Below are 19,366 nucleotides of genomic sequence, written 5' to 3' on the forward strand. Positions count from 1 at the left end.
CGGCTCCCTCCGTTTCGGGTTAAGATTAAGGAATCGAAACACCGGGCGGACAAAGGGGATAGCAGCATGGTGGACGCGCAAAAGAAAGCGGTTACGGCGTGGCTGGCGATCGGAATCGCCGCGCTCGGTCTCGCCTTGCTCGCGGCTGCGTGGATGCAGAGAGACAAGGGGGAAGGATCGGGCGCTCTTCCGAACGCCGGCGAGAACGCCGGGAACCCGGGATCGGATCGTCTCGTCATGGTTTTCCCCGCGGGGAGCGTTCCCAAGGACCTGCCGCTCGTCGAAGAGGAGATCAACCGTTACCTCGAGGGGACGATTCAAGCCGAGCTCGATATCATCCCGATCAATCTGGCTGGATGGTGGGACAAGACGGGGCTCATGTTCGCCTCGAACGAGCAGATCGACCTGATGTTCACCGCCGGTTGGATGAGATTCGGCGACGAGGTGGCGAAGGGGCGGTTTCTTCCGCTGGAGGACCTTCTGGATCGATACGGGCAGGGGATCAAGGAAATTCTGAACCCTTCGATTCTCGAGGCGGGCAAGATCGATAACCACATCTACGGGATCGTGACCAACAAGGAGTTCGCCTCCAGCAAAGGTCTGGTCATGCGCAAGGATCTGCTCGACAAGTACGATATCAACCTAAGCCGCGTTCGGAAGCTGTCCGACCTGACCGAAGCGTTCGCCGTCATCAAGGAGAACGAGCCCGGGGTCGCTCCGATTCAAGCGAAGTCGGACCGCAGCCCGTTCATCTTCATGATGCAGAACGGCTTCTTCGATATGCTCGGCGAAGGTCCCGGAGCGTTGGAGCGCGAAGGGAATTCCACCGCGATCGTGAACATGATCGAGACGCCGATCTACCGGGAATACGCGAAGCTGATGCACGAATGGAACCTGGCGGGCTACTTCAACGCCGACGCGGCGACGAGCCGGGACAGCGAATACGAAGCGGTCAAGGCGGGGCAGGCGTTCTCTTACGCCGAATCGCTGAAGCCGGGCTTCGACCTGCAGGCGTCCCGGGATACCGGTACCGAGATGGAGATGGTCGAGCTTACCGAGCCCTACACGACGACGGCCGACACGACGAGCGCGATGTTCGGGATCACGAGCAACGCGAAGCATCCGGAGAAGGCGATGAGGCTGCTGAATCTGCTCTATACGGACCCGTATCTGCTCAACCTGTTGAACTGGGGAATCGAAGGCAAGCATTACGTGAAAGTGGCGGACGGCATCATCGCCTATCCGGAAGGCGTCGACGCCAGGACGGTAGGCTACAACATCAACGAGCCCTGGATGTTCGGCAACCAGCTGAATTCCTACCTGTGGAGCAACGAGGATCCGCGGCTGTGGGAACAATACCGCGAGTTCAACGAGCAGGCCGACAAGTCGAAGGCGCTCGGCTTCGTTTTCAACCCGGAGAAGGTCAAGAAAGAGATCGCGGCTTGCAACGCGGTCGACGAGAAGTACGGACCGGCGATCAACACGGGGGCGCTCGACCCCGATCAGGTCATTCCTCTCTACTTAAGCGAACTGAAGGCGGCCGGGGCGGACCGCGTCATCGCGGAGAAGCAGCGGCAGCTCGACGAATGGCTCGCGGAGAGGGGCGGCCCATGATTCCCATGCTCCCAAAGAGATCCTCGAAGCCCCGGACGATTCGCTCCCGCTTGATACTCGGGTTCTGTCTCGTCACGATTCCGCTTCTGGTCGTCGTCCTGTCGAACAACCTCTACGCGACCCGGGTCGTGCACTCCCAGGTGGCGGAGTCCAACCGTAACCTGCTGACGGTGTACATGAACGACATGGACAAAGCGCTGGAAGAGATCGAGAACTACCTGTACAAGACCGCCGAGCAGGATCAGAACGTCAGCTCGCTCAGTCAATATCCGAAGGATAGCCTGGAATATTACCTGGCGGCGAATCGGACGGTAAACGATCTGTTCCTCAATCGGAACTATTACGAGGCGGCGGACGTGCTGTTCGCCTACAGCGCCGAACATGACGAGCTGTTCGTGGCCCCGCAGCAGGACGTTCCATACGAACGCAAGAGAGCCATCCAAGATCGGCTGTCCGACCTCATGAGGGAGAAACAGGGAGAAACGCTCTTCTACACGGGATGGAACGTCGCCCGGATCGCGGACGGCACCTCTGCCCTCGTAAGGGCCGTCGATACGGGATCCCGAACGATGGTCGGAGCCTGGGTCGACTTAAGCCGTCTGATGCAGCCGCTGAACCGGTTGACCGAGAACGGCGGAGGGGCGGCGCTCCTCGTGACCGACGAAGGCGAGGCGCTTTCCCCGATCGACGGGGGCATGCGGGAGGAGCTCGAGCGGATCGGACTGCGAGCCGAAGCGGTGCAAGGCGACGAGAGCGCGGACTACAACATCGTGGAGCTGGATCAGCGCTATCTGCTCGTCTCGAAGCATTCCGCAACGGTTCGTTTAAGCTTGATTCTGCTCTTGCCGGAGAAAAAGGTGCTGGAGGGGCTTCCCTACTTCCGGGTATTGACGTATTGGGTGCCGGCGCTGGCCGCGATTCTGCTCGTCGTCTATTTGATCTTCCTGCAGAAGTGGATCGCGTCGCCGATCACAAGGCTGATCAAGGGGATGCGAAGAATCCGTTCCGGCGACTTGTCCGCGCGTCTCGAGGACAACAAGCTGGTCGAATTCATGGCCATCAACGAGACCTTCAACGGCATGGTCCGGCAGATCGAGCACCTCAAGATCGATATTTACGAGGAGCAGATCCGCACGCAGAAAGCGGAGCTCAAGCATCTCCAAGCGCAGATCCATCCGCATTTCTTCATGAATTCCCTTAACATCGTTTATCATCTGGCGCAGATTCGCAGCTTCGATATCATTCAGAGCCTGGCGATGCATCTGGTCCGCTACTTCCGCTACGCGACGAGAACCCAGGTGTCCTCTTTGACCATGCGGGAGGAGATGGACCATATTCAGGATTATCTGTCTATCCAGAAGTACCGGTTCCCGGAGGCGCTCGACTACGCCATTCAGGTGGAGCCCGAGCTGGAGGCGTTCGCGCTTCCCCCTCTGACGGTTCAGCCGCTGGTCGAGAACGCGATGGTGCACGGCTTCGCGTATCTCGGCGGGACGCCATACCGAATCTCGATTCGGGTATATGCCGAAGCGGGCGAGCCGAATTCTCCGGTCTGCATCGAGGTCGCGGATAACGGGAAAGGCTTCGCCGAGGGCAAGGCGGAGGAGCTTCGGGAGACGGTGCACCGGAGCGAGCCGGGCGAACGCCACGTCGGCCTGTGGAACGTCGTGCGCCGCTGCCGGCTTTTCTATAAGGGGAACGTACGCATGAGTTTTGAGAACGCGGAGCCGCGGGGGGCGAAGGTGACGCTGATCCTGCCGCCCGCTCCGTCCGGCAAAGGAGGTCCATCCGCATGACCCGGGTTCTTATCGTCGATGATGAAATTTATGCCGTTAAAGGGTTGGTGTCGGGCGTCCGCTGGGACTCCATCGGAGTCGAAGGCGTGTTCGAGGCGTACCATGCGGCCATGGCGAAGGAAGTTCTGCGGCGGGAAGAGATCGACATCATGATCTGCGATATCGAGATGCCGGAAGCGAGCGGACTTGAGCTGATGGAATGGGCGGCGGAGCAATGCTTGCCGATCGAGACGATCGTGCTGACGTGCCATTCCGAGTTCGCTTACGCGCAGAAGGCTCTTCAGCTCGGAGGGAACGATTATCTGCTGAAGCCGGTCATCTACTCCGATCTGGAGCGGGTGCTGGAGAAGACGATCCGGAAGGTCCGGGAGAAGCGCAAAGCGAGCGAGCTCGGCGATCTCTACCTCCAGTATGCGGAGCTGTGGAACAGCCGCAAGCCGCTTCTGATCGAGCGTTTCTGGGAGGACCTGCTCGAGCGGCGTTTCCGGCCGGACCGGGAGTCGATCGATGCGGCGCTGGCCGGCTGCGACATCTCCTACAAGGACATCGAGCGGATAAGGCTGGTCCTTATCAGCCTGGAGCAATGGGAGAAGCCGTTGACCGAGCGCGAGGAAGAGATCATGGAATACGCTCTTCGCAAGGCGGCGGAGGAGCTTCTGCCGATCCTTCCTTCCGGGCATGTCTTTCGGGATCGGCGGGGTCACACGATCGCGGTCGTTCCCGTCGGCGACGACGAGAGGTTGGGGCTATCCGCGCTCTGCAAGAGCTATATCGAGGCTTGCCGGCGCTATTTCTACGGGCGCGTGTCCTGCTACGTCGGGGAGCCGGTCGCGATCGAAGAGGCGATCCGTTCGTACCTCTCGCTGCAGAATGCGGAATACCGCAACGTGAGCCGCATGAATGCCGTCATCGAACTCGGGGAGGAGCCTTTGGACGCGGAGTTTCCTTCCTCCTCCCAGCCTTCGATGCTGGAGCTTGCCGATTTGCTGGAGCAGGGGAAGCGGGCCGAGCTTATGGCCGCGCTGGAGGAGAAGCTGGGGCAGGAGGCGCTGTCGGTCGAGGCGTTGACGGCGATGTACCATTCCTTGCTTCAGGTGGTTTACTACGCTTTGCATCGCAAGGGCTTCTCCGCCGCGCTGCTTTACGAGAACGAGAGCTGGCTTGACGCGAAGCAGGCCGCGAAGTCGGTCGGGAGGTTCCGAAGCTGGGCGGAAAAGGTCGTGGAGGCGGCGGATCGCCTCCTGTCTGCTCAAGCGTCCTCCAGTCCCGTCGTTCAGAAAGTGAAGGCCATCGTGGCGGAGCGCCTGAACGAAGAGTTGACCCGCGAGGAGCTGGCGGCCGGCGTCTTTCTGAACCCGGCTTATCTATCCCGGCTGTTCCGCAAGGAGACAGGGATGGCGCTGACCGAATATATCCTGCAGGAGAAAATGCGCAGGGCTTCCGATCTGCTCGCGACGACCGAGCGCAGCGTCAGCGAGATCGCGGGAGAACTGGGGTACGGCAACTTCTCGTATTTCGCCAGGCAGTTCCGCAAGGTATACGGGGAGACTCCCCACGACTACCGCAAGCTTCTTAAGCGGGCTAAATAACTTATGAACGAACGGCCATGCGGACGGAAGGGGAAGAGGCTTCGCGTTCTCTCGGAGGATCGGTCTGCGGGAATCCGGGAAGCCCGGTCCTCCTCCGTGACCGTTTGCTTCTCAAACGCCGTTTTTTTCTCCTGCTCTCCTCGCAAGTGGTTTTACCCCGCAATATAGGTGCCAGGGCGTTCTTATCTCAAAACATGAAAAAAATTCTGAAGAGCACAAAAAGGGAACTCTTTTCAGAATTTGTTCAGCCCTTAGTGGTACAACAGAAATATTGGGGGAATATTCCACTATCGTAGAAGGAGATTAACATGGCTAAACTTATGGAAAAACTACCTGGAAACAACGCGAGCGCAGGCGCCGAAGTCGAGATCACGATGAGCGTCATCGGGGGCAAATGGAAGGGCATTATTCTCTTTCACTTGGCTAAAGAGGAGACAAGATTCAATCAGCTTAGACGGCTTATTCCGGGAATTACGCAGCGAATGTTAACCCTTCAATTGCGGGAACTGGAGAAGGACGGCATCGTCGAGAGGATTGCCTATCAAGAGATTCCCCCGCGAGTCGGATATCGCCTTAGCGAGCTGGGCTACTCGTTGATGCCGCTGATTCACATGATGAGGCAATGGGGAGAGAAATATAGCCAACGTTAAGAGAGAGCCCGCCTTGAGGGCTGCTCTCTTGGGTGCTCTATTCTTTTTTCCAATTAAGATACCAGGTTTGAACTTCCGCGGACGGCTCCGTTCCGTATTCGCTCTGCGTCATCGCGCTCAGGCGGCTATAATGCTGTTCGACGAGGCTTCGTTCCCCTAAACGGGCATAAAGCTCCATTAACGCGAAGTAGATCTCTTCCGAATAAGGGAATCTCTGCAGAATGCGGTTGTACCATGTGGAAGCCATTATCGCGTCGTTATTCTCGTCATGCCTCTTGGCGAGGCGCTTGGCGTGATGGAACCACAGGCTGCTGAGCCGCTCGCGCTCATGCTCGGCCCATAGATATCCGCTGTCCTCGAACAATTCTCCTCGATTTAAGATCATCTTCTCCTCGTAGTCCTCAAGGGCAAGGGAAGCGATCTCGGCTTCGCTCGGAAGCTGCCGTTCCCATTGCTCGGCGTCGGTCTCCATCCCGTTTCGTTCGAGAGAATAGCTGTTGCTCGAATTGACGATCCGGAGAGGAAGGCGGGCGGCCTCCAAGGTGCGGCGAAGCTGGTAGATCGTCGTATATAGCTGGGTGTAAGCCTTCTTCTGATCGGATTCCGGCCACAGGATCTCGACCAGAACATCCTTACGCACGGGCTGACCTGCCCTTAACGTCAAGTAAGCGAACAGCTCTTGGGCCTTGGCCGTCCTCCATGCCAGGAACTCGTTCGGACCGACCTCTACCTGCAATCTGCCCAGACAGCGGATCGCGCCCTTGCGGAGCTCGTCCGGCGTATCGGAAGTGGCTTGAAGTCTCTCGGCGACTCTCTGGAGCGTAAGCGCCAATCGTTCGGTCCGGCAGGGCTTCAGAACGTAATCGAGAGCTTCCAGCTCGAACGCTTTGACGGCGTATTCCTCGTATGCGGTTACGAATACGATCTGCGGAGAAGGGGAGAGATCCTGGAAGTCCAGGGCGGCTTCGATGCCGCTCACCTCGGGCATTTCGATATCGAGAAAGACGACGTCCGGCTTCGACCTGGCGGCCGCTTCCAACGCCTCGACGGGATTCCGGTACGTCCCGACGATCTCGATTCCTCCAAGCTTGCGTAATTGGTTCTCCAGCCCTCTCAACGCGAGAGATTCATCATCGACCAAGATGCCGCGCACAGCCATATCCTCCTACGACGCAATAGAAAATAGACGTCTAACTTATGTATCGTATATAAGTACGTAAAAGTATAGATAAAGGAACCGTTTGGCGCAAAAAAACTCCATTCCGATTCTGGCTGCGGAATGGAGGGGACGTAATCGTTATTCGCGGGAAAGGAGGAGCTTGCGGTAAATGCTCAGCAGTTGTTGGACTTCCTCGTCGCTGAGCGAACTGAACATCTTCTCCATCAGCTCGACTCTCTTCTCCTGGATGGAGGCGAGCAGGCGCTTGCCCTCTTCCGTAATCTCGAGCTTAACGACCCTCCGGTCGCTCGGATCGCTTACGCGCTCGACGAGCTTCTGCTTCACCAGCTTGTCCGAGATAACGGTCATGCCCCCGGAAGTGACGCCTAATATATTCGAGAGATAGGAGCTTGGTTTGGATCCTTCCGCCAGAAGGATATCGAGCGCTTGAACCTGGCTGATCGAGAGGTCGTTCTCGATGTCCTTCGCCCATTCGTTCCGCCATAGTCGATTGTGCTGCCGAATCAATCCGAACAATTCCACGATATTGTCGTGTAAGGTCACGGCCATGCCTCCACAATAATTAAAGTATTTCAATTTTCCCATACTTTGCGGAAGAAGACCAGTCTTTTGGGACTAAGTGCGGAAAGTTTCAAGATTTAGATTCGGAACGGAAAATGAATTCAAACCGCCTCCTGCGTCCGAGGACGCGGCAGACGGTTTGAGAGTGAACGGTGGATCCTTCGCCGGTTAAGGTTGAGTGACCCGAATGCTGCCGCTGTCGGTGCGGACCTTGATCGTCTCGGTCGTTCTCTTCTCCGAGTCGGGGGAACGGACGGAGCCGGAATCCGACTTGAGGTCGTAAAATCCGCCGAAGTCGTTCGGCACTTCGACGCGCACGCTTCCGGAATCGCTCTTGATGTCGGCGTCCGAAGCGTCATCCTTCAGGAGCCGGATGCTTCCGGAATCCGACTCCAGCTTGGAGACTCCCTTCAGATGGTCGATCGTGATGCTTCCCGATTCGGAGGAAGCGGTTAGCGCGGCGGTCAGATTCTCGGCATGGATGCTTCCGGAATCGGATTCAAGCTCCAGCGTCTCGCCTTGGAAGCCGTACAGCTTGATGCTGCCCGAGTCGGATTCGATCTCGCCTTTGGCCGCCGCCGCACCGTTCACCCGGACGGAGCCCGAATCGGTGTCCACCTTAAACGACTGCAGCGCGGCGGCCGCTTCTTCCGTTAAGGAGACGGTAATCTCTTGGACGGAATTGAAGTCGAAGTCGAAGCTGGCGAAGCTCCAGCCTTCCTTCATGTTGATCTTCAGGACCCCTCCGGACAACCGGGCATTCCTTACCTGATCGATGATCTCTTCCTTGGCCCGGCCCGCGATTCGAACGGAATTGGTTCCGTCCTCGCTCGGCACGAAGCTGACGCGAAGCCCCAGGCTGTCGCTCTGGACCGCAAGCTGCTTGAGGTCCTTGGACCCGAGCTTCATTATATGTTCATAGGACTGTTTGTCTTCCCCGAATTGGAAGTTGTAGAAGGCCGCGCCGCCTATGCCGATCAAAATGAGTCCTAAAGCTATCGAGATCCAACGTTTCTTGTTCATTTCTTATACCCGTCCTCTCAGTAATCGAAGGTTCCATTTCCCATAAGCGACAACTCCCCGGAAGCCCAGCTTGGCAAGAGGGATGAACAGCAGGGCGAGCAGAATGCCGACGCCCGCGACGGCGACGTGCGCGAACAAGTTAGCCGGATAGAAGGAGCTGTTCCAGAACCAATCCAACAGGGTAAGCAAGGGTGAGGCGATCGCCGCTATGGCGGAGACGCCCAGCGACAGCACGGCAGCTCCCAAGGAGGCGATGACGGGCAGCGCGACTAGGTTTAAGAAAAACAGCAGGATGCCGACTCCGACGAATCGCGCGAAGTCCGGACGCTTCGAGGGGCGATCGGAGTAGGTTTGCGAAATCTCCTTCTGAATGCGGTCCCGGCGTTCTTCCAGCATTCGTTCGGCCCGCATCAGCGGATCGCCGAGTCCGGCCAGGATTTCGTCTTCGGATCTTCCTTTTTGCAATTGATAAGCGATGCGGCGATCGAGCTCTCGGATCAGATCGTAGCGCTCGGGCTCGGGAATGGAGCTTAGATGGTAATTAAGGGCATCAAGGTAATCGTTCTTCTTCATGGTTTCTCTCCGTTCGCTGGAAAGTGGATTGTAAGCTTAGTTTAAAGGAGTTTGGCTGCTTCTCCCACCACCCGGGGGACGGTTTGAAACCCGACTTGAGTCGGGGTGGACATAAATTTGGACACGGAATTTTCACAAAGGACATGATTTTGTCACAAGTGTGTGATATAATAGACACAAATAGCGCTTACATGACGAGGAGTGTGGCGAACATGAGGACGTTTGACATGTTCAGGGCTACTAAATGGATAGCGGCAATCGTTATTGCGATCGGCATCATCTTGAGCTGTTGGCATATTAGGGATTTCAGCGACGAGAATCTCGGGTTGATGATCGGAATCGGTTTCCTGGTTGGCGGAATCCAGGTTCTGATTATCGGAGCGTTCGCGCCTCTGATGCAAAGAATGAGCGAGGAAGCTCCGCCCGTACCGGAATCGGCGCCCGATAAGCCGCTTGCTTAACCCTATTAATAGGAAATAAAACAATCAAGGCTGATGAGGAGTTCATCGGCCTTTTCTGCATGGATTGGTTGTAGTCGAACTGTCTCGTTCGCAGATCCTAATCCGGTTTCGAAACCGAATAAAAGTGTAAGGTTTAGCAAGGGCCTCGATTCCCTGTTTTAGCAGGCGATTGAGGCGCTTCCTTTTTTTTGTGGGAGGGACATACGGGCATATTGGCACGAAATGGAGCCGGACAGGCCTGACTGGAAGCCATTTCAGGCATTTGTATCAAGTTAAGTCGAAATGGTGAACAAATTATTGCGAAATAAAGAACGTAATATGTCTCCTTTGTTAACAGTGCAGAAGATCACAAGGGTTTCTGGTATCTTAAAGTCGTCGAGCGTAACCGAGTTCGGAACGGTTCCGCAATTCTGTTCAAATAGCATCGCTGAGGAGATGAGAAAGTTTATGAAGTTAAGGGGTTGGGGTCGACTCGTTGCCGCGATACCGCTGCTTGCGATCGTGTTCCTGATGTCCGGCTGCAGCACGGACATGGGCGTGCTGGATCCTAAGGGCATCGTTGCCGACCAGCAGTTCGATCTTATCATGATTACGATCGTGATCAGCATTATCATCCTCGTGCCCGTCCTGGGCATGGCGTTCTACTTCGCCTGGAAGTATCGCGAAGCGAACAAAGCGAACGTGGAGTACAAGCCGAATTGGTCTCACAGCACCAAGATCGAAGCGTGGATGTGGGGAATTCCGATCCTTATCATCGTCGTCTTGGGCGCGATCACGGTTGCTTACTCTTATAAGCTGGAGCCTTCCAAGGCGTTGGCGGCGGAATCGGAGCAAGGCGTCAAGCCGATCACGATCGAAGTCACGTCGCTGGACTGGAAGTGGCTCTTCACTTATCCGGAGCAAGGCATCGCTACGGTTAATTACGTACGGTTCCCGGAAGACGTTCCAGTCGAATTCAAGCTGACCTCGGACGCGCCGATGAACTCGTTCTGGATTCCGCAGCTCGGCGGACAGATTTATACGATGTCCGGCATGGCGATGGAGCTGAATCTCATGGCTAGCGAGATCGGACAGTATCAAGGTCGCGGGGCCAACTTCAGCGGCGAGCACTTCGGCAAAATGGAGTTCATCGCGGAGGCGACCTCGCAAGGGGACTTCGACAAGTGGGTATCCGATATCAAGCAATCCTCGCCGGCGCTCACCGAGCAGGGCTATGACGAGCTGGCCGAACCGGGGATCGTCGAGACGAACGACACGTACTCCTCCTTCCCGGAAGGCTTGTTCGACCGGATCGTGAGCAAGTACGGCTCCTCGCACAATCATAGCGAAGGTTCGGAAGGGGAAACCTCCTCAGAGGCGACTTCTTCCGAGAGCGGAGCGGACAAGTAAACGAGGATAAGATAAGGAGGATGTCTCGTGTGGGAAGATATTAAAGATTGGGCTTCCGGGTTCTTCGTAACCGGAGATCCGCTCATTTACGGCGCTGACGTGGCGATCGTGCTCGCCACCGTCTCCATCTTGTTCGTGCTGACCTACTTCAAGAAGTGGGGCTGGCTGTGGCGGGAATGGATCACGACCGTCGATCATAAGAAAATCGGCATCATGTATATTATCGCGTCTTTGCTTATGTTGTTCCGCGGCGGGATGGACGCCTTGCTGATGCGGACGCAGCTCGTTATGCCGGATATGGAATTCCTTAAGCCGGAGCACTATAACGAGATCTTCACGACTCACGGGGTCATCATGATTCTGTTCATGGCGATGCCTCTGATGTTCGGTTTGTTCAACATCGCCGTTCCGCTGCAGATTGGCGCGCGGGACGTCGCTTTCCCTGTACTTAACTCTCTTAGCTTCTGGCTATTCTTTATGGGCGCCATGCTGTTCAACCTGTCGTTCGTTATCGGCGGCTCGCCGAACGCCGGCTGGCTGGCTTACCCTCCGTTGTCCGAGAAGATGTTTAACCCCGGCGTGGGGCAAGACTTCTACATCTGGGGCATTCAGATCTCCGGTATCGGCAGCTTGATGACCGGCATCAACTTTGTCGTTACGATTCTCAAGATGCGCGCGCCGGGCATGAAGCTGATGAAGATGCCGATGTTCACCTGGTCGGTTCTGGCCAGCAGCTTGACGATCATGCTGGCGTTCCCGATTCTGACGGTTACGCTGGCGCTGCTGTTCATCGACCGGTTCCTCGGGGCGCACTTCTTCACCCTCGACGGCGGCGGCAACCCGATGATGTACATCAACCTCATCTGGATGTGGGGCCACCCCGAAGTTTATATCGTTATTCTTCCGGCGTTCGGGATCTTCTCCGATATCGTCTCGACCTTCGCGAAGAAGAAGCTGTTCGGCTACAAGTCCATGGTGTTCGCTCTCATGAGCATCTCCATCGTGTCCTTCGTCACTTGGGCGCACCACTTCTTCACGATGGGATCCGGCGCCAGCGTCAACGCGTTCTTCGCGGTCTCGACGATGATCATCGCGATTCCGACCGGCGTTAAAGTATTCAACTGGCTATTCACGATGTATAAAGGACGAATCTCGTTCAAGACTCCGATGCTTTGGACGATGGGCTTCATTCCGTGCTTCGTCGTCGGCGGTTTGACGGGCGTCATGCTGTCGGTAGCTCCCGCCGACTTCCAGTTCCATAACAGCTACTTCCTGATCGCGCACTTCCACCAAGTGCTGATCGGCGGCGTCGCCTTCGGCTACTTCGCCGGCTTGTACTACTGGTGGCCGAAGATGTTCGGCTTCAAGCTCGACGAGAAGCTCGGCAAGTGGGCCTTCTGGCTCTGGAACATCGGCTTCTACGTCTGCTTCATGCCGCAATACGTGCTCGGCCTGATGGGCATGACCCGTCGCTACAGCACGTATGGCTGGGACACCGGCTGGTTCGGCTTGAACCTCGTTTCGACGATCGGCGGTTTTATCATGGGCGCGGGCTTCCTCGTTCAAGTGTGGCAGATTCTTTACAGCATTAAGAAAATGGATAAGGACACGACGGGCGACCCGTGGGATGGCCGCACGCTCGAATGGTCGATCCAATCTCCGGCTCCGATGTACAACTTCGCGACCGATCCGGTCGTCAAGGACGTGGACGATTGGTGGGAAGAGAAGCAGCGCATCGCGGCGGGCGGCAAGCCGGCTCCGAAGCCGGCGCTCGCTCCGATCCACATGCCGAAGAACTCGGCCATGCCGATCATCAAGTCGACCTTCTGGTTCCTCGCGGGCTTCGGCTTCGTGTTCGACTGGATGTGGCTTGCGCTTCCAGCCATGGCGGGCGTCGCCATCACGATGCTTTGCTACTCCTTCCGGTATGATACGGATTACTACGTTCCGGTCGAGGAGATCAGAAAAACCGAGGCTGCTGCAGGGAGGGCTGTCTAATGTCTCACAATGCGAATCACGCCGTGTCTCACGGGCATGGCCATGACCACGACCACGGTCATGACGGGCATCACAACATGGAAGCCCTCCGTCAAATGGGCTTCTGGCTGTTCCTGATCACCGACTGTATCTTGTTCGGAACGCTGTTCGCGACGTATCTCGTGCTTCACAACAATACGGCGGGAGGCCCGACGGCCTCCGAGCTGTTCGAGATGCCGGGCGTCATCGCCGAAACGTTCATCCTGCTCACCTCGAGCTTCACGAGCGGTTTGGCCGTGCTCTGCATGCACAAAGGCAACAAAAACGGCCTTATCGGTTGGTTGATCGTCACGATTATTCTCGGCGCTTCCTTCGTTACGCTGGAAATCTCCGAGTTCCTGACGATGATCGACGAAGGCGCCAAGATCTCGACCAGCGCGTTCCTCTCCAGCTTCTACACGCTGGTCGGAACGCACGGACTTCACGTCTCGGTCGGCCTGGTCTGGATGATCGCGTTGATCGTTCAGATCGCGCGCCGCGGCATTACGCCGGTCACGACCCGCAAGGTCAACATCATCAGCCTGTACTGGCACTTCCTGGACGTCGTCTGGATCTTCGTGTTCACTATCGTATACATGATGGGGGTGATGTAAGATGGCGCAACATCAAACTCATTCCCACGACGAACACGAGTCCCACGGCTCGCTGAAGTCCTACGTCATCGGGTTTGTCCTGTCGCTTATTCTTACGGCCATTCCGCTGATCTTCGTTCTTAACGATATCGTGGAAGGAACGGCGGCTAACGTCGTCCTGCTCGTGACGGCGGTACTCCAATTCGTCGTTCAGCTGTTCTTCTTCATGCACTTGAAGGAAGAGAAGAAGCCGCGTTGGAACCTGATGGCGCTTATTCTCGGCTTGGTCATCGTGCTCGTTATCGTCATCGGATCCATCTGGATCATGGGCAACAACGAAGTGTATCAATAAGGATAAGAAAAAACGGGTGTTCTCCGTCTGCGGTGGAGGACACCCGTTTGTGCTTGTTGAGGTGATGCTGGGGGTTGGCTATTCCCCCTCGTTCCAGGGGTTCAGATGGACCATGACCTCGATGACGTCCTCGTCGCACTCTATGATGCAGCGCTTGATCTCGCGGCTGATATCGTGGCCTTGCTGGATCGTGTAGTGGCTGGGAATGCCGACGCGAATATCGACGATAATGTAATGGCCGTGTTCCCTTGCGCGAATGCGGTCCATTCGTTTGATCGGTTCAAGCGCGAATACGGCTTTCTCGTAACGTGCCAGACGCTCCGGAGAGATCGTTCTCTCCATCAGGATGTCGATGGACTCCTTGCCCATCTCGACCGCGAGCTTGAGGACGAGAAGGGAGACAATGATGCCGGCGATCGGATCTCCGTAAGCCGTCCATGACCACCCGAGATGCTCTCCCGCAAGGGCGAGTCCGATGCCAAGAACGGCGGCGAGAGAAGCGTAAACGTCGGCGAGATGGTCGTAAGCGGTGGCCAGCACGCTTTTGCTCTTCTCCAAGCGGCCGATTCGGACCGTGTACACGTACAGCGCGAGCTTCCAGAGCAGAGAGATGACGGCCGCGATCAGGGGCAGGCTGCTCTCGCTGACGGCTGGCTCCATGAGGGTCAGGAGGGAATGGTATCCGATCCATATCGCAGCCAGCGCCAGGATGACCGCGACGAACGCCGAGGCGACGACCTCCGCTTTGCCGTGTCCGTAAGGGTGATCGTCGTCCGCGGGCTTCTTCGAGACCATGGACGAGGTGAGAGCGGCGACGGTGGCGATGATATCGCCGGCGTTGTGGATTCCGTCTGCGATCAGGACGGAGCTTCCGAACGCAAGTCCGACTCCGGTCTTAAGAAGGGTGAGGACAATGTTGCTGATCAAGCTGATCCAGATGGCGATCAAGCTCTTGGAAGGTTGCGTAGAACTCAAGATGATGGCTCCCTCTAATAATGTTTGCCTCGCGCAAAAAGAAAACAGGTCCTCAACCGGCGGTTGAAGACCTGATTTTTACGATATGGACCGACTAGCTCCGTCATGGGTGTCTCCACCCTCCTTCGTTAACGCGACAATTCCTTTATTTTATCACAAAATCATCTCGATAACCAACGAAAAGCCATGACCGGATTGCTCCGATCCGCGTAGGGGAGTAAAATAAGAGCAGATCGTTTGGATACTTTCCTAGGGTTGGAGGAATGATTATCGTGGCGCTTTCGCAGCTTCTCCCGCTGCTCGGCTCCTTGTTGGCCGGAGTGGCGGTTATCATAGTCCGATTGAAGGCGGCGAGCAAGCCGACCTCGCTTCGCAAGATCATCGCGCCGCCGCTCGGGATGGCGACGGGATTTCTTATGTTCGTCGTTCCCGACACGCGCATCCCGTGGCTCTGGGCTCTTGCCGCGTTCGCGGTCGGAGCGGTCTTCTTCGCTTACCCGCTTATCGCGACCTCCCGTTTCGAGGTGAAGGACGGCCAGATATACCTCAAGCGGTCCAAAATCTTTGTTGTCATCATCGTAGCGCTGCTGGCGGTTCGGGTTCTTCTTCATGACGTCGTCGATGCTTACGTGACCATTCCGCAATCGGCGGGGCTGTTCTTCCTGCTTGCCTTCGGGATGCTGCTGCCGTGGAGGCTGGCGATGTGGAAGGGGTATGCCGTTGTGGAGAAGCAGTTGGCCGGCGATGGGGCAAGTCAAGGCGCGGGACGCGCGCGATAACGAACGTTCGGAAGCGGATGCGAGAGAACCTCGGATCTGCTTCTTTTTTTGTCGATTTATGACTTAAACCTTACGCGTATAGTGATATTAACGTAATAAATAGCCAAAAAACTGTTGATTATACGTAAAGAATATTGACATTAAATGGGGCGGAGCATATGATATCTACTAATACCAAACCTCGCCGTGCGCACGGACCGGGGCTTCGGAAACCCGCCCGAAAGGAGGAAGGCTTCTCTCCTCCCTTTTCCGAGCAAAGAGGAGCCGCTCCGAATGGAATTATGGAACGCCATTACGTCCAAATCCCCTTCGCCATCCCATTTCTACGACGAGATGTTCGATGGCAACTCCGTACGCCCTCACTACGCGAAGGTTCAATCCGTCCTGTCGCGACTAAGCTTCGAGGAGCGTGCGGCCCGGCAGAATACGATGAATCGAAGGCTGCTGGAAGAAGGCATTACTTTCACACTTGCCCAGCCCGGGCAACCGGATGCGCTTGAACGAACGATTCCCTTCGATTTTGTTCCCCGGATTATCCCGAGCGAGGAATGGGACACGATCGAACAGGGAGTCCGTCAACGGGTTCGCGCGCTCAACTCTTTTCTCCACGATGTTTACCACGAGCAGAACATTTTCAAGGACGGCCTTATTCCTCGCCGCATGATCATGGGCAATCGCTACTTCCGGACCGAGATGATGAGGCTATCCGTTCCGGGCGGCGCTTACGTGAATGCTTCCGGCATCGACTTGATTCGGGACGATCGGGGCCAATACTTCGTTCTGGAAGACAACCTTCGTTCGCCGTCGGGCTTTTCTTATATTTATAAGAGCCGTTCCATCATGACCCACGACTTCCCCGAATTGTATTTCTCCCATTCGATACGAGGGATCGATCATTCGCTGAGCGCCTTCCGGGCTGCCTTGCGCAATCTGGCTCCCGGAGACAAAGCCGATCCCGTGATCGTCCTGCTGACGCCGGGAAGCTTCAACTCCGCCTACTTCGAACATACTTTCCTTGCCCAGCAGATGGGACTCGAGCTCGTGGAAGGCCGGGATCTCGTTTGCCGGGACAACAAGATCTACATCCGAGGCTTGAGCGGCCTCAAGAAAGTCGATGTCATCTATCGGAGAATCGATGACGATTATCTCGATCCGCTGGCGTTCCGTCCCGATTCGATGCTGGGGGTGGCCGGCCTGATGAACGCCTACCGCTTCGGCAATGTCGCGATCGCGAACGCGCCGGGAACAGGCGTGGCCGACGATAAGGCGATCTATTCCTTCGTTCCGGACATGATTCGCTACTACCTGAACGAGACGCCGATTCTGTCCAACGTGCCTACCTACCTGATGAGCCGGCCGGAGGAAAGGGAGTATGTCTTGGAGAGGCTGGACCAGATGGTGGTGAAGGAGACTTCCCTGTCCGGCGGCTACGGAATGCTGATCGGACCGAAGGCGACCGAAGCGGAGAGAACGAGGTTCGCCGAGAAGATCCGGGAGAATCCGGACAATTACATCGCGCAGCCGACCATTCAGCTGTCGACGGCTCCCGTCTGCCAGGACGGCCGAATGTCCTCCCGGCATATCGACCTTCGCGTGTTCGCTCTGATGAACGGACGCAACGTTCATGTTCTCCCGGGCGGCCTGACCCGCGTCGCGATGACGGAAGGATCGCTGGTCGTCAACTCTTCGCAGGGCGGCGGCTGCAAGGATACGTGGGTTTTGACGAGATAAAGGAGGGTGAGCCATGCTGGATCGGACTGCGGAATCCCTGTTCTGGATCGGACGATATACGGAGCGGGCGGAGAACCATGCCAGACTGATTGACGTGTATTATCATATTCGCGAGGACTCGAACGGACCCGATGAAGGAGTATGGCGGCGGATTACCGGCGCGATCGGCGATTGCTCCGATTATATCGAACGCTATGGGGAGTTCCAGGAGCGCAGCGCCCTGCAATTCCTTACGCTGGACGCCGCCCAGTCGAACTCCCTGATCACGTGCGTGATTCAGGCCAGAGACAACCTGAAGAAGATTCGGGAGCAGCTTCCGTCGGAGCTGTGGAACCTGCTGAACGGCTTCTACCTGTGGCTGCGCCAAACGACGATCGAGGAAGTCCTGGCCGAGCCTCATCGCTTCTTCGAACGAGTCAAGGAAGGCCTCGCTTCCTTCCAGGGCACGCTTGTGTCCATCGCGCTTCGCGACGAATCGTGGAGCATGCTGGAGAGCGGACGATATCTGGAGCGCTCGGAAAATATCGTCAGGCTGCTGCAGTCCGTGTGCCAGACCGTCGAAGAGAGAGGAGAATCCTCTTACTCTTACCTGCTCGCGGTACTGAAGTCGGTGGGGGGCTACGAGGCTTACCGGCGCATGGGAATCGAGGATCTGAGCATGGAAGAGGTCGCTTCGTTCCTGCTCCTGCAAGAGTCGTTCCCGCGCTCCGTCCACTTCGCTCTCGCCTCCTTCGAGACGAACGTGAAAGCGATGAGAACGAAGGCCGACCGCTCCGGCAATTCGTTGGAGAAGATCATCCGCCAAGCGGGCAAAGCCCGCTCGGAGCTCGGCTGGCTGGAGCGTCAGGACATTACGGCCGCTTCGCTCGGAAGCGTGCTGCAGCAGTTGCTTCATGCTAACAACTTATTGGGCGAATCGATGGCGAAGACCTTTTTCTTTCCCCGCGGCAGGGAGGTTATCGCTTGAGACTCGAGATATGCCACGTCACGAGATATCAATACGCGGAGCCGGTTACGGACAGTGTCAATGAGCTTCGGCTCGCGCCGAGAACGGACGAACGCCAAGCCTGTTACCAGCACCAGCTGACGATCGAGCCGAACGTCTCCCTGATGTCCTACGAGGATTACTTCGGGAACCGGGTTCATTCGTTCACGGCAAGCGAGCCTCATCGCGAGCTGGTCATTACTTCGCGCTCCACCGTCGTCACGCGGGACTCGGAGATGAAGAAGGGAACCGAAGGCGATCCCGCCGCTTCTTGGAATAAGGTTAGGAGCGAGGAGTTCGTCAACGCGAACGCCGAGTATCTGCTTCCGACGGTGTATGCTTCCTTTCACCCCAGCGTGGTGAATTTCGCGCTGAGCATCGAGGGGGAACGAGACGGGGTATTCGCTTTCGTGCAGAGAGCCTGCGAGAGAATCTTCAACGATTTCGAGTACAAGCCGCTGTCGACTGGCGTCCATACGACTTCGGACGAGCTTATCGGATTGGGCGCCGGAGTGTGCCAGGACTTCGCGCATCTGCTGCTCTCCGTCTGCCGGATCAAGGGAGTGGCGGCGCGTTACGTGAGCGGTTATCACTTCGTCGGCGACCTGCAAGGGAGAGACGCCGACTTCGAGCAAGCCTCTCACGCGTGGGTCGAGGCCTATGTCCCCGGAATGGGCTGGCAGGGCTTCGACCCGACGAACAACGGCCTCGTGGATTGGCGCTACGTGAAGCTGGCGCACGGACGGGACTACCTGGATATCGTCCCGGTGAAGGGCGTCTACCGCGGAACAGGGTTCCAGACGCTGCAGGTGAACGTGGACGTTCAACGGGTGACGGGGTGAGGCGGGCTTGGAAGGATGCGGTGAGCGTTGCAGATAGAGGGGATAGGATCGTGCGGAGGGAGTCCGCATGGTCTTTTTTTTATTTAGGGCAGGCGAGATCAGGATAGTCGAAAAAATCGACTAACGGGGGCTTGAATGGCGCGCTGGTGGGCGAGATAGTCGAAAAAATCGACTAACGGGGGCTTGAATGGCGCGCTGGTGGGCGAGATAGTCGAAAAAATCGACTAACGGGGGCTCGAAGGTCGTGCTGGCGGGCG

General features: G+C 56.8%; 18 protein-coding genes. 13 read left to right on the forward strand and 5 right to left on the reverse strand.

Annotated elements, in window-relative coordinates; translation table 11 throughout:
* Window positions 1–66: 66 nt before the first annotated feature.
* The 4 genes from H7B67_RS09940 (at window position 67) to H7B67_RS09955 (ending at window position 5,649) form a co-directional block, all read left to right on the forward strand.
* Window positions 67–1,614, forward strand: coding sequence for an ABC transporter substrate-binding protein (locus H7B67_RS09940; RefSeq protein ID WP_185119632.1), 1,548 nt, complete (start codon window positions 67–69; stop codon window positions 1,612–1,614).
* Window positions 1,611–3,410 carry a sensor histidine kinase gene (locus tag H7B67_RS09945; protein ID WP_185119633.1) on the forward strand — a complete coding sequence of 600 codons (1,800 nt, stop codon included), beginning with the start codon at window positions 1,611–1,613 and terminating at the stop codon, window positions 3,408–3,410. The genes H7B67_RS09940 and H7B67_RS09945 overlap by 4 nt, the downstream gene beginning before the upstream one ends.
* A complete protein-coding gene (locus tag H7B67_RS09950) occupies window positions 3,407–4,999 on the forward strand; it encodes a response regulator transcription factor (protein ID WP_185119634.1) in 1,593 nt (530 codons plus the stop codon). Before H7B67_RS09945 ends, H7B67_RS09950 begins: the two co-directional genes overlap by 4 nt.
* 308 nt (window positions 5,000–5,307) lie before the next feature.
* Complete coding sequence (locus tag H7B67_RS09955; protein ID WP_245363137.1) at window positions 5,308–5,649, forward strand: winged helix-turn-helix transcriptional regulator; 342 nt, start codon at window positions 5,308–5,310, stop codon at window positions 5,647–5,649.
* 37 nt (window positions 5,650–5,686) lie between these two features.
* On the opposite strand, the gene H7B67_RS09960 is transcribed toward H7B67_RS09955, so the two are convergent.
* From H7B67_RS09960 to H7B67_RS09975, 4 genes are all read right to left on the reverse strand, one after another.
* Window positions 5,687–6,802 (reverse strand): response regulator, encoded by a 1,116-nt coding sequence (locus tag H7B67_RS09960; RefSeq protein ID WP_185119635.1) that lies wholly within the window; start codon window positions 6,800–6,802, stop codon window positions 5,687–5,689.
* Between the two features lie 144 nt (window positions 6,803–6,946).
* Window positions 6,947–7,372, reverse strand: coding sequence for a MarR family transcriptional regulator (locus tag H7B67_RS09965; RefSeq protein WP_185119636.1), 426 nt, complete (start codon window positions 7,370–7,372; stop codon window positions 6,947–6,949).
* Window positions 7,373–7,558: 186 nt separating this feature from the next.
* On the reverse strand, window positions 7,559–8,413 hold the full coding sequence (locus H7B67_RS09970) for a DUF4097 family beta strand repeat-containing protein (protein ID WP_221468713.1): 855 nt from the start codon (window positions 8,411–8,413) through the stop codon (window positions 7,559–7,561).
* 3 nt (window positions 8,414–8,416) lie between these two features.
* Entirely contained in the window at window positions 8,417–8,986 is a 570-nt protein-coding gene (locus tag H7B67_RS09975; protein ID WP_185119637.1) for a DUF1700 domain-containing protein, read from the reverse strand.
* Window positions 8,987–9,198: 212 nt separating this feature from the next.
* On the opposite strand from H7B67_RS09975, the gene H7B67_RS09980 reads away from it, so the two are divergent.
* The 5 genes from H7B67_RS09980 to cyoD all read left to right on the forward strand — a co-directional run bounded on the left by H7B67_RS09980 (window position 9,199) and on the right by cyoD (window position 13,797).
* Window positions 9,199–9,447, forward strand: a complete 249-nt coding sequence (locus H7B67_RS09980; protein WP_185119638.1) for a hypothetical protein — start codon at window positions 9,199–9,201, stop codon at window positions 9,445–9,447.
* Between the two features lie 447 nt (window positions 9,448–9,894).
* Window positions 9,895–10,836: a ubiquinol oxidase subunit II gene (gene cyoA / locus H7B67_RS09985; RefSeq protein ID WP_185119639.1), complete on the forward strand. Its 942-nt coding sequence runs from the start codon at window positions 9,895–9,897 to the stop codon at window positions 10,834–10,836.
* Between the two features lie 27 nt (window positions 10,837–10,863).
* Window positions 10,864–12,834, forward strand: a complete 1,971-nt coding sequence (locus H7B67_RS09990; protein WP_185119640.1) for a cbb3-type cytochrome c oxidase subunit I — start codon at window positions 10,864–10,866, stop codon at window positions 12,832–12,834.
* Window positions 12,834–13,466, forward strand: coding sequence for a cytochrome o ubiquinol oxidase subunit III (gene cyoC / locus H7B67_RS09995; protein ID WP_185119641.1), 633 nt, complete (start codon window positions 12,834–12,836; stop codon window positions 13,464–13,466). Before H7B67_RS09990 ends, cyoC begins: the two co-directional genes overlap by 1 nt.
* 1 nt (window position 13,467) lies before the next feature.
* Window positions 13,468–13,797 (forward strand): cytochrome o ubiquinol oxidase subunit IV, encoded by a 330-nt coding sequence (gene cyoD, locus H7B67_RS10000; protein WP_185119642.1) that lies wholly within the window; start codon window positions 13,468–13,470, stop codon window positions 13,795–13,797.
* 78 nt (window positions 13,798–13,875) lie between these two features.
* Here the strand turns inward: cyoD and H7B67_RS10005 are convergent, their stop codons facing one another.
* Entirely contained in the window at window positions 13,876–14,772 is an 897-nt protein-coding gene (locus tag H7B67_RS10005; protein WP_245363131.1) for a cation diffusion facilitator family transporter, read from the reverse strand.
* A gap of 263 nt (window positions 14,773–15,035) precedes the next feature.
* Here H7B67_RS10005 and H7B67_RS10010 point away from each other — a divergent pair, with 263 nt between their 5' ends.
* From H7B67_RS10010 to H7B67_RS10025, 4 genes are all read left to right on the forward strand, one after another.
* Window positions 15,036–15,551 (forward strand): CcdC family protein, encoded by a 516-nt coding sequence (locus tag H7B67_RS10010; RefSeq protein ID WP_185119643.1) that lies wholly within the window; start codon window positions 15,036–15,038, stop codon window positions 15,549–15,551.
* 273 nt (window positions 15,552–15,824) lie between these two features.
* Entirely contained in the window at window positions 15,825–17,282 is a 1,458-nt protein-coding gene (locus tag H7B67_RS10015) for a circularly permuted type 2 ATP-grasp protein (protein WP_185119644.1), read from the forward strand.
* Window positions 17,283–17,295: 13 nt separating this feature from the next.
* On the forward strand, window positions 17,296–18,249 hold the full coding sequence (locus H7B67_RS10020; protein ID WP_185119645.1) for an alpha-E domain-containing protein: 954 nt from the start codon (window positions 17,296–17,298) through the stop codon (window positions 18,247–18,249).
* Window positions 18,246–19,109 carry a transglutaminase family protein gene (locus H7B67_RS10025; protein WP_185119646.1) on the forward strand — a complete coding sequence of 288 codons (864 nt, stop codon included), beginning with the start codon at window positions 18,246–18,248 and terminating at the stop codon, window positions 19,107–19,109. Before H7B67_RS10020 ends, H7B67_RS10025 begins: the two co-directional genes overlap by 4 nt.
* Window positions 19,110–19,366: the final 257 nt, after the last annotated feature.

It is taken from the genome of Cohnella thailandensis, assembly GCF_014212135.1.
GTDB classification, from domain to species: Bacteria; Bacillota; Bacilli; order Paenibacillales; family Paenibacillaceae; genus Cohnella; species Cohnella thailandensis.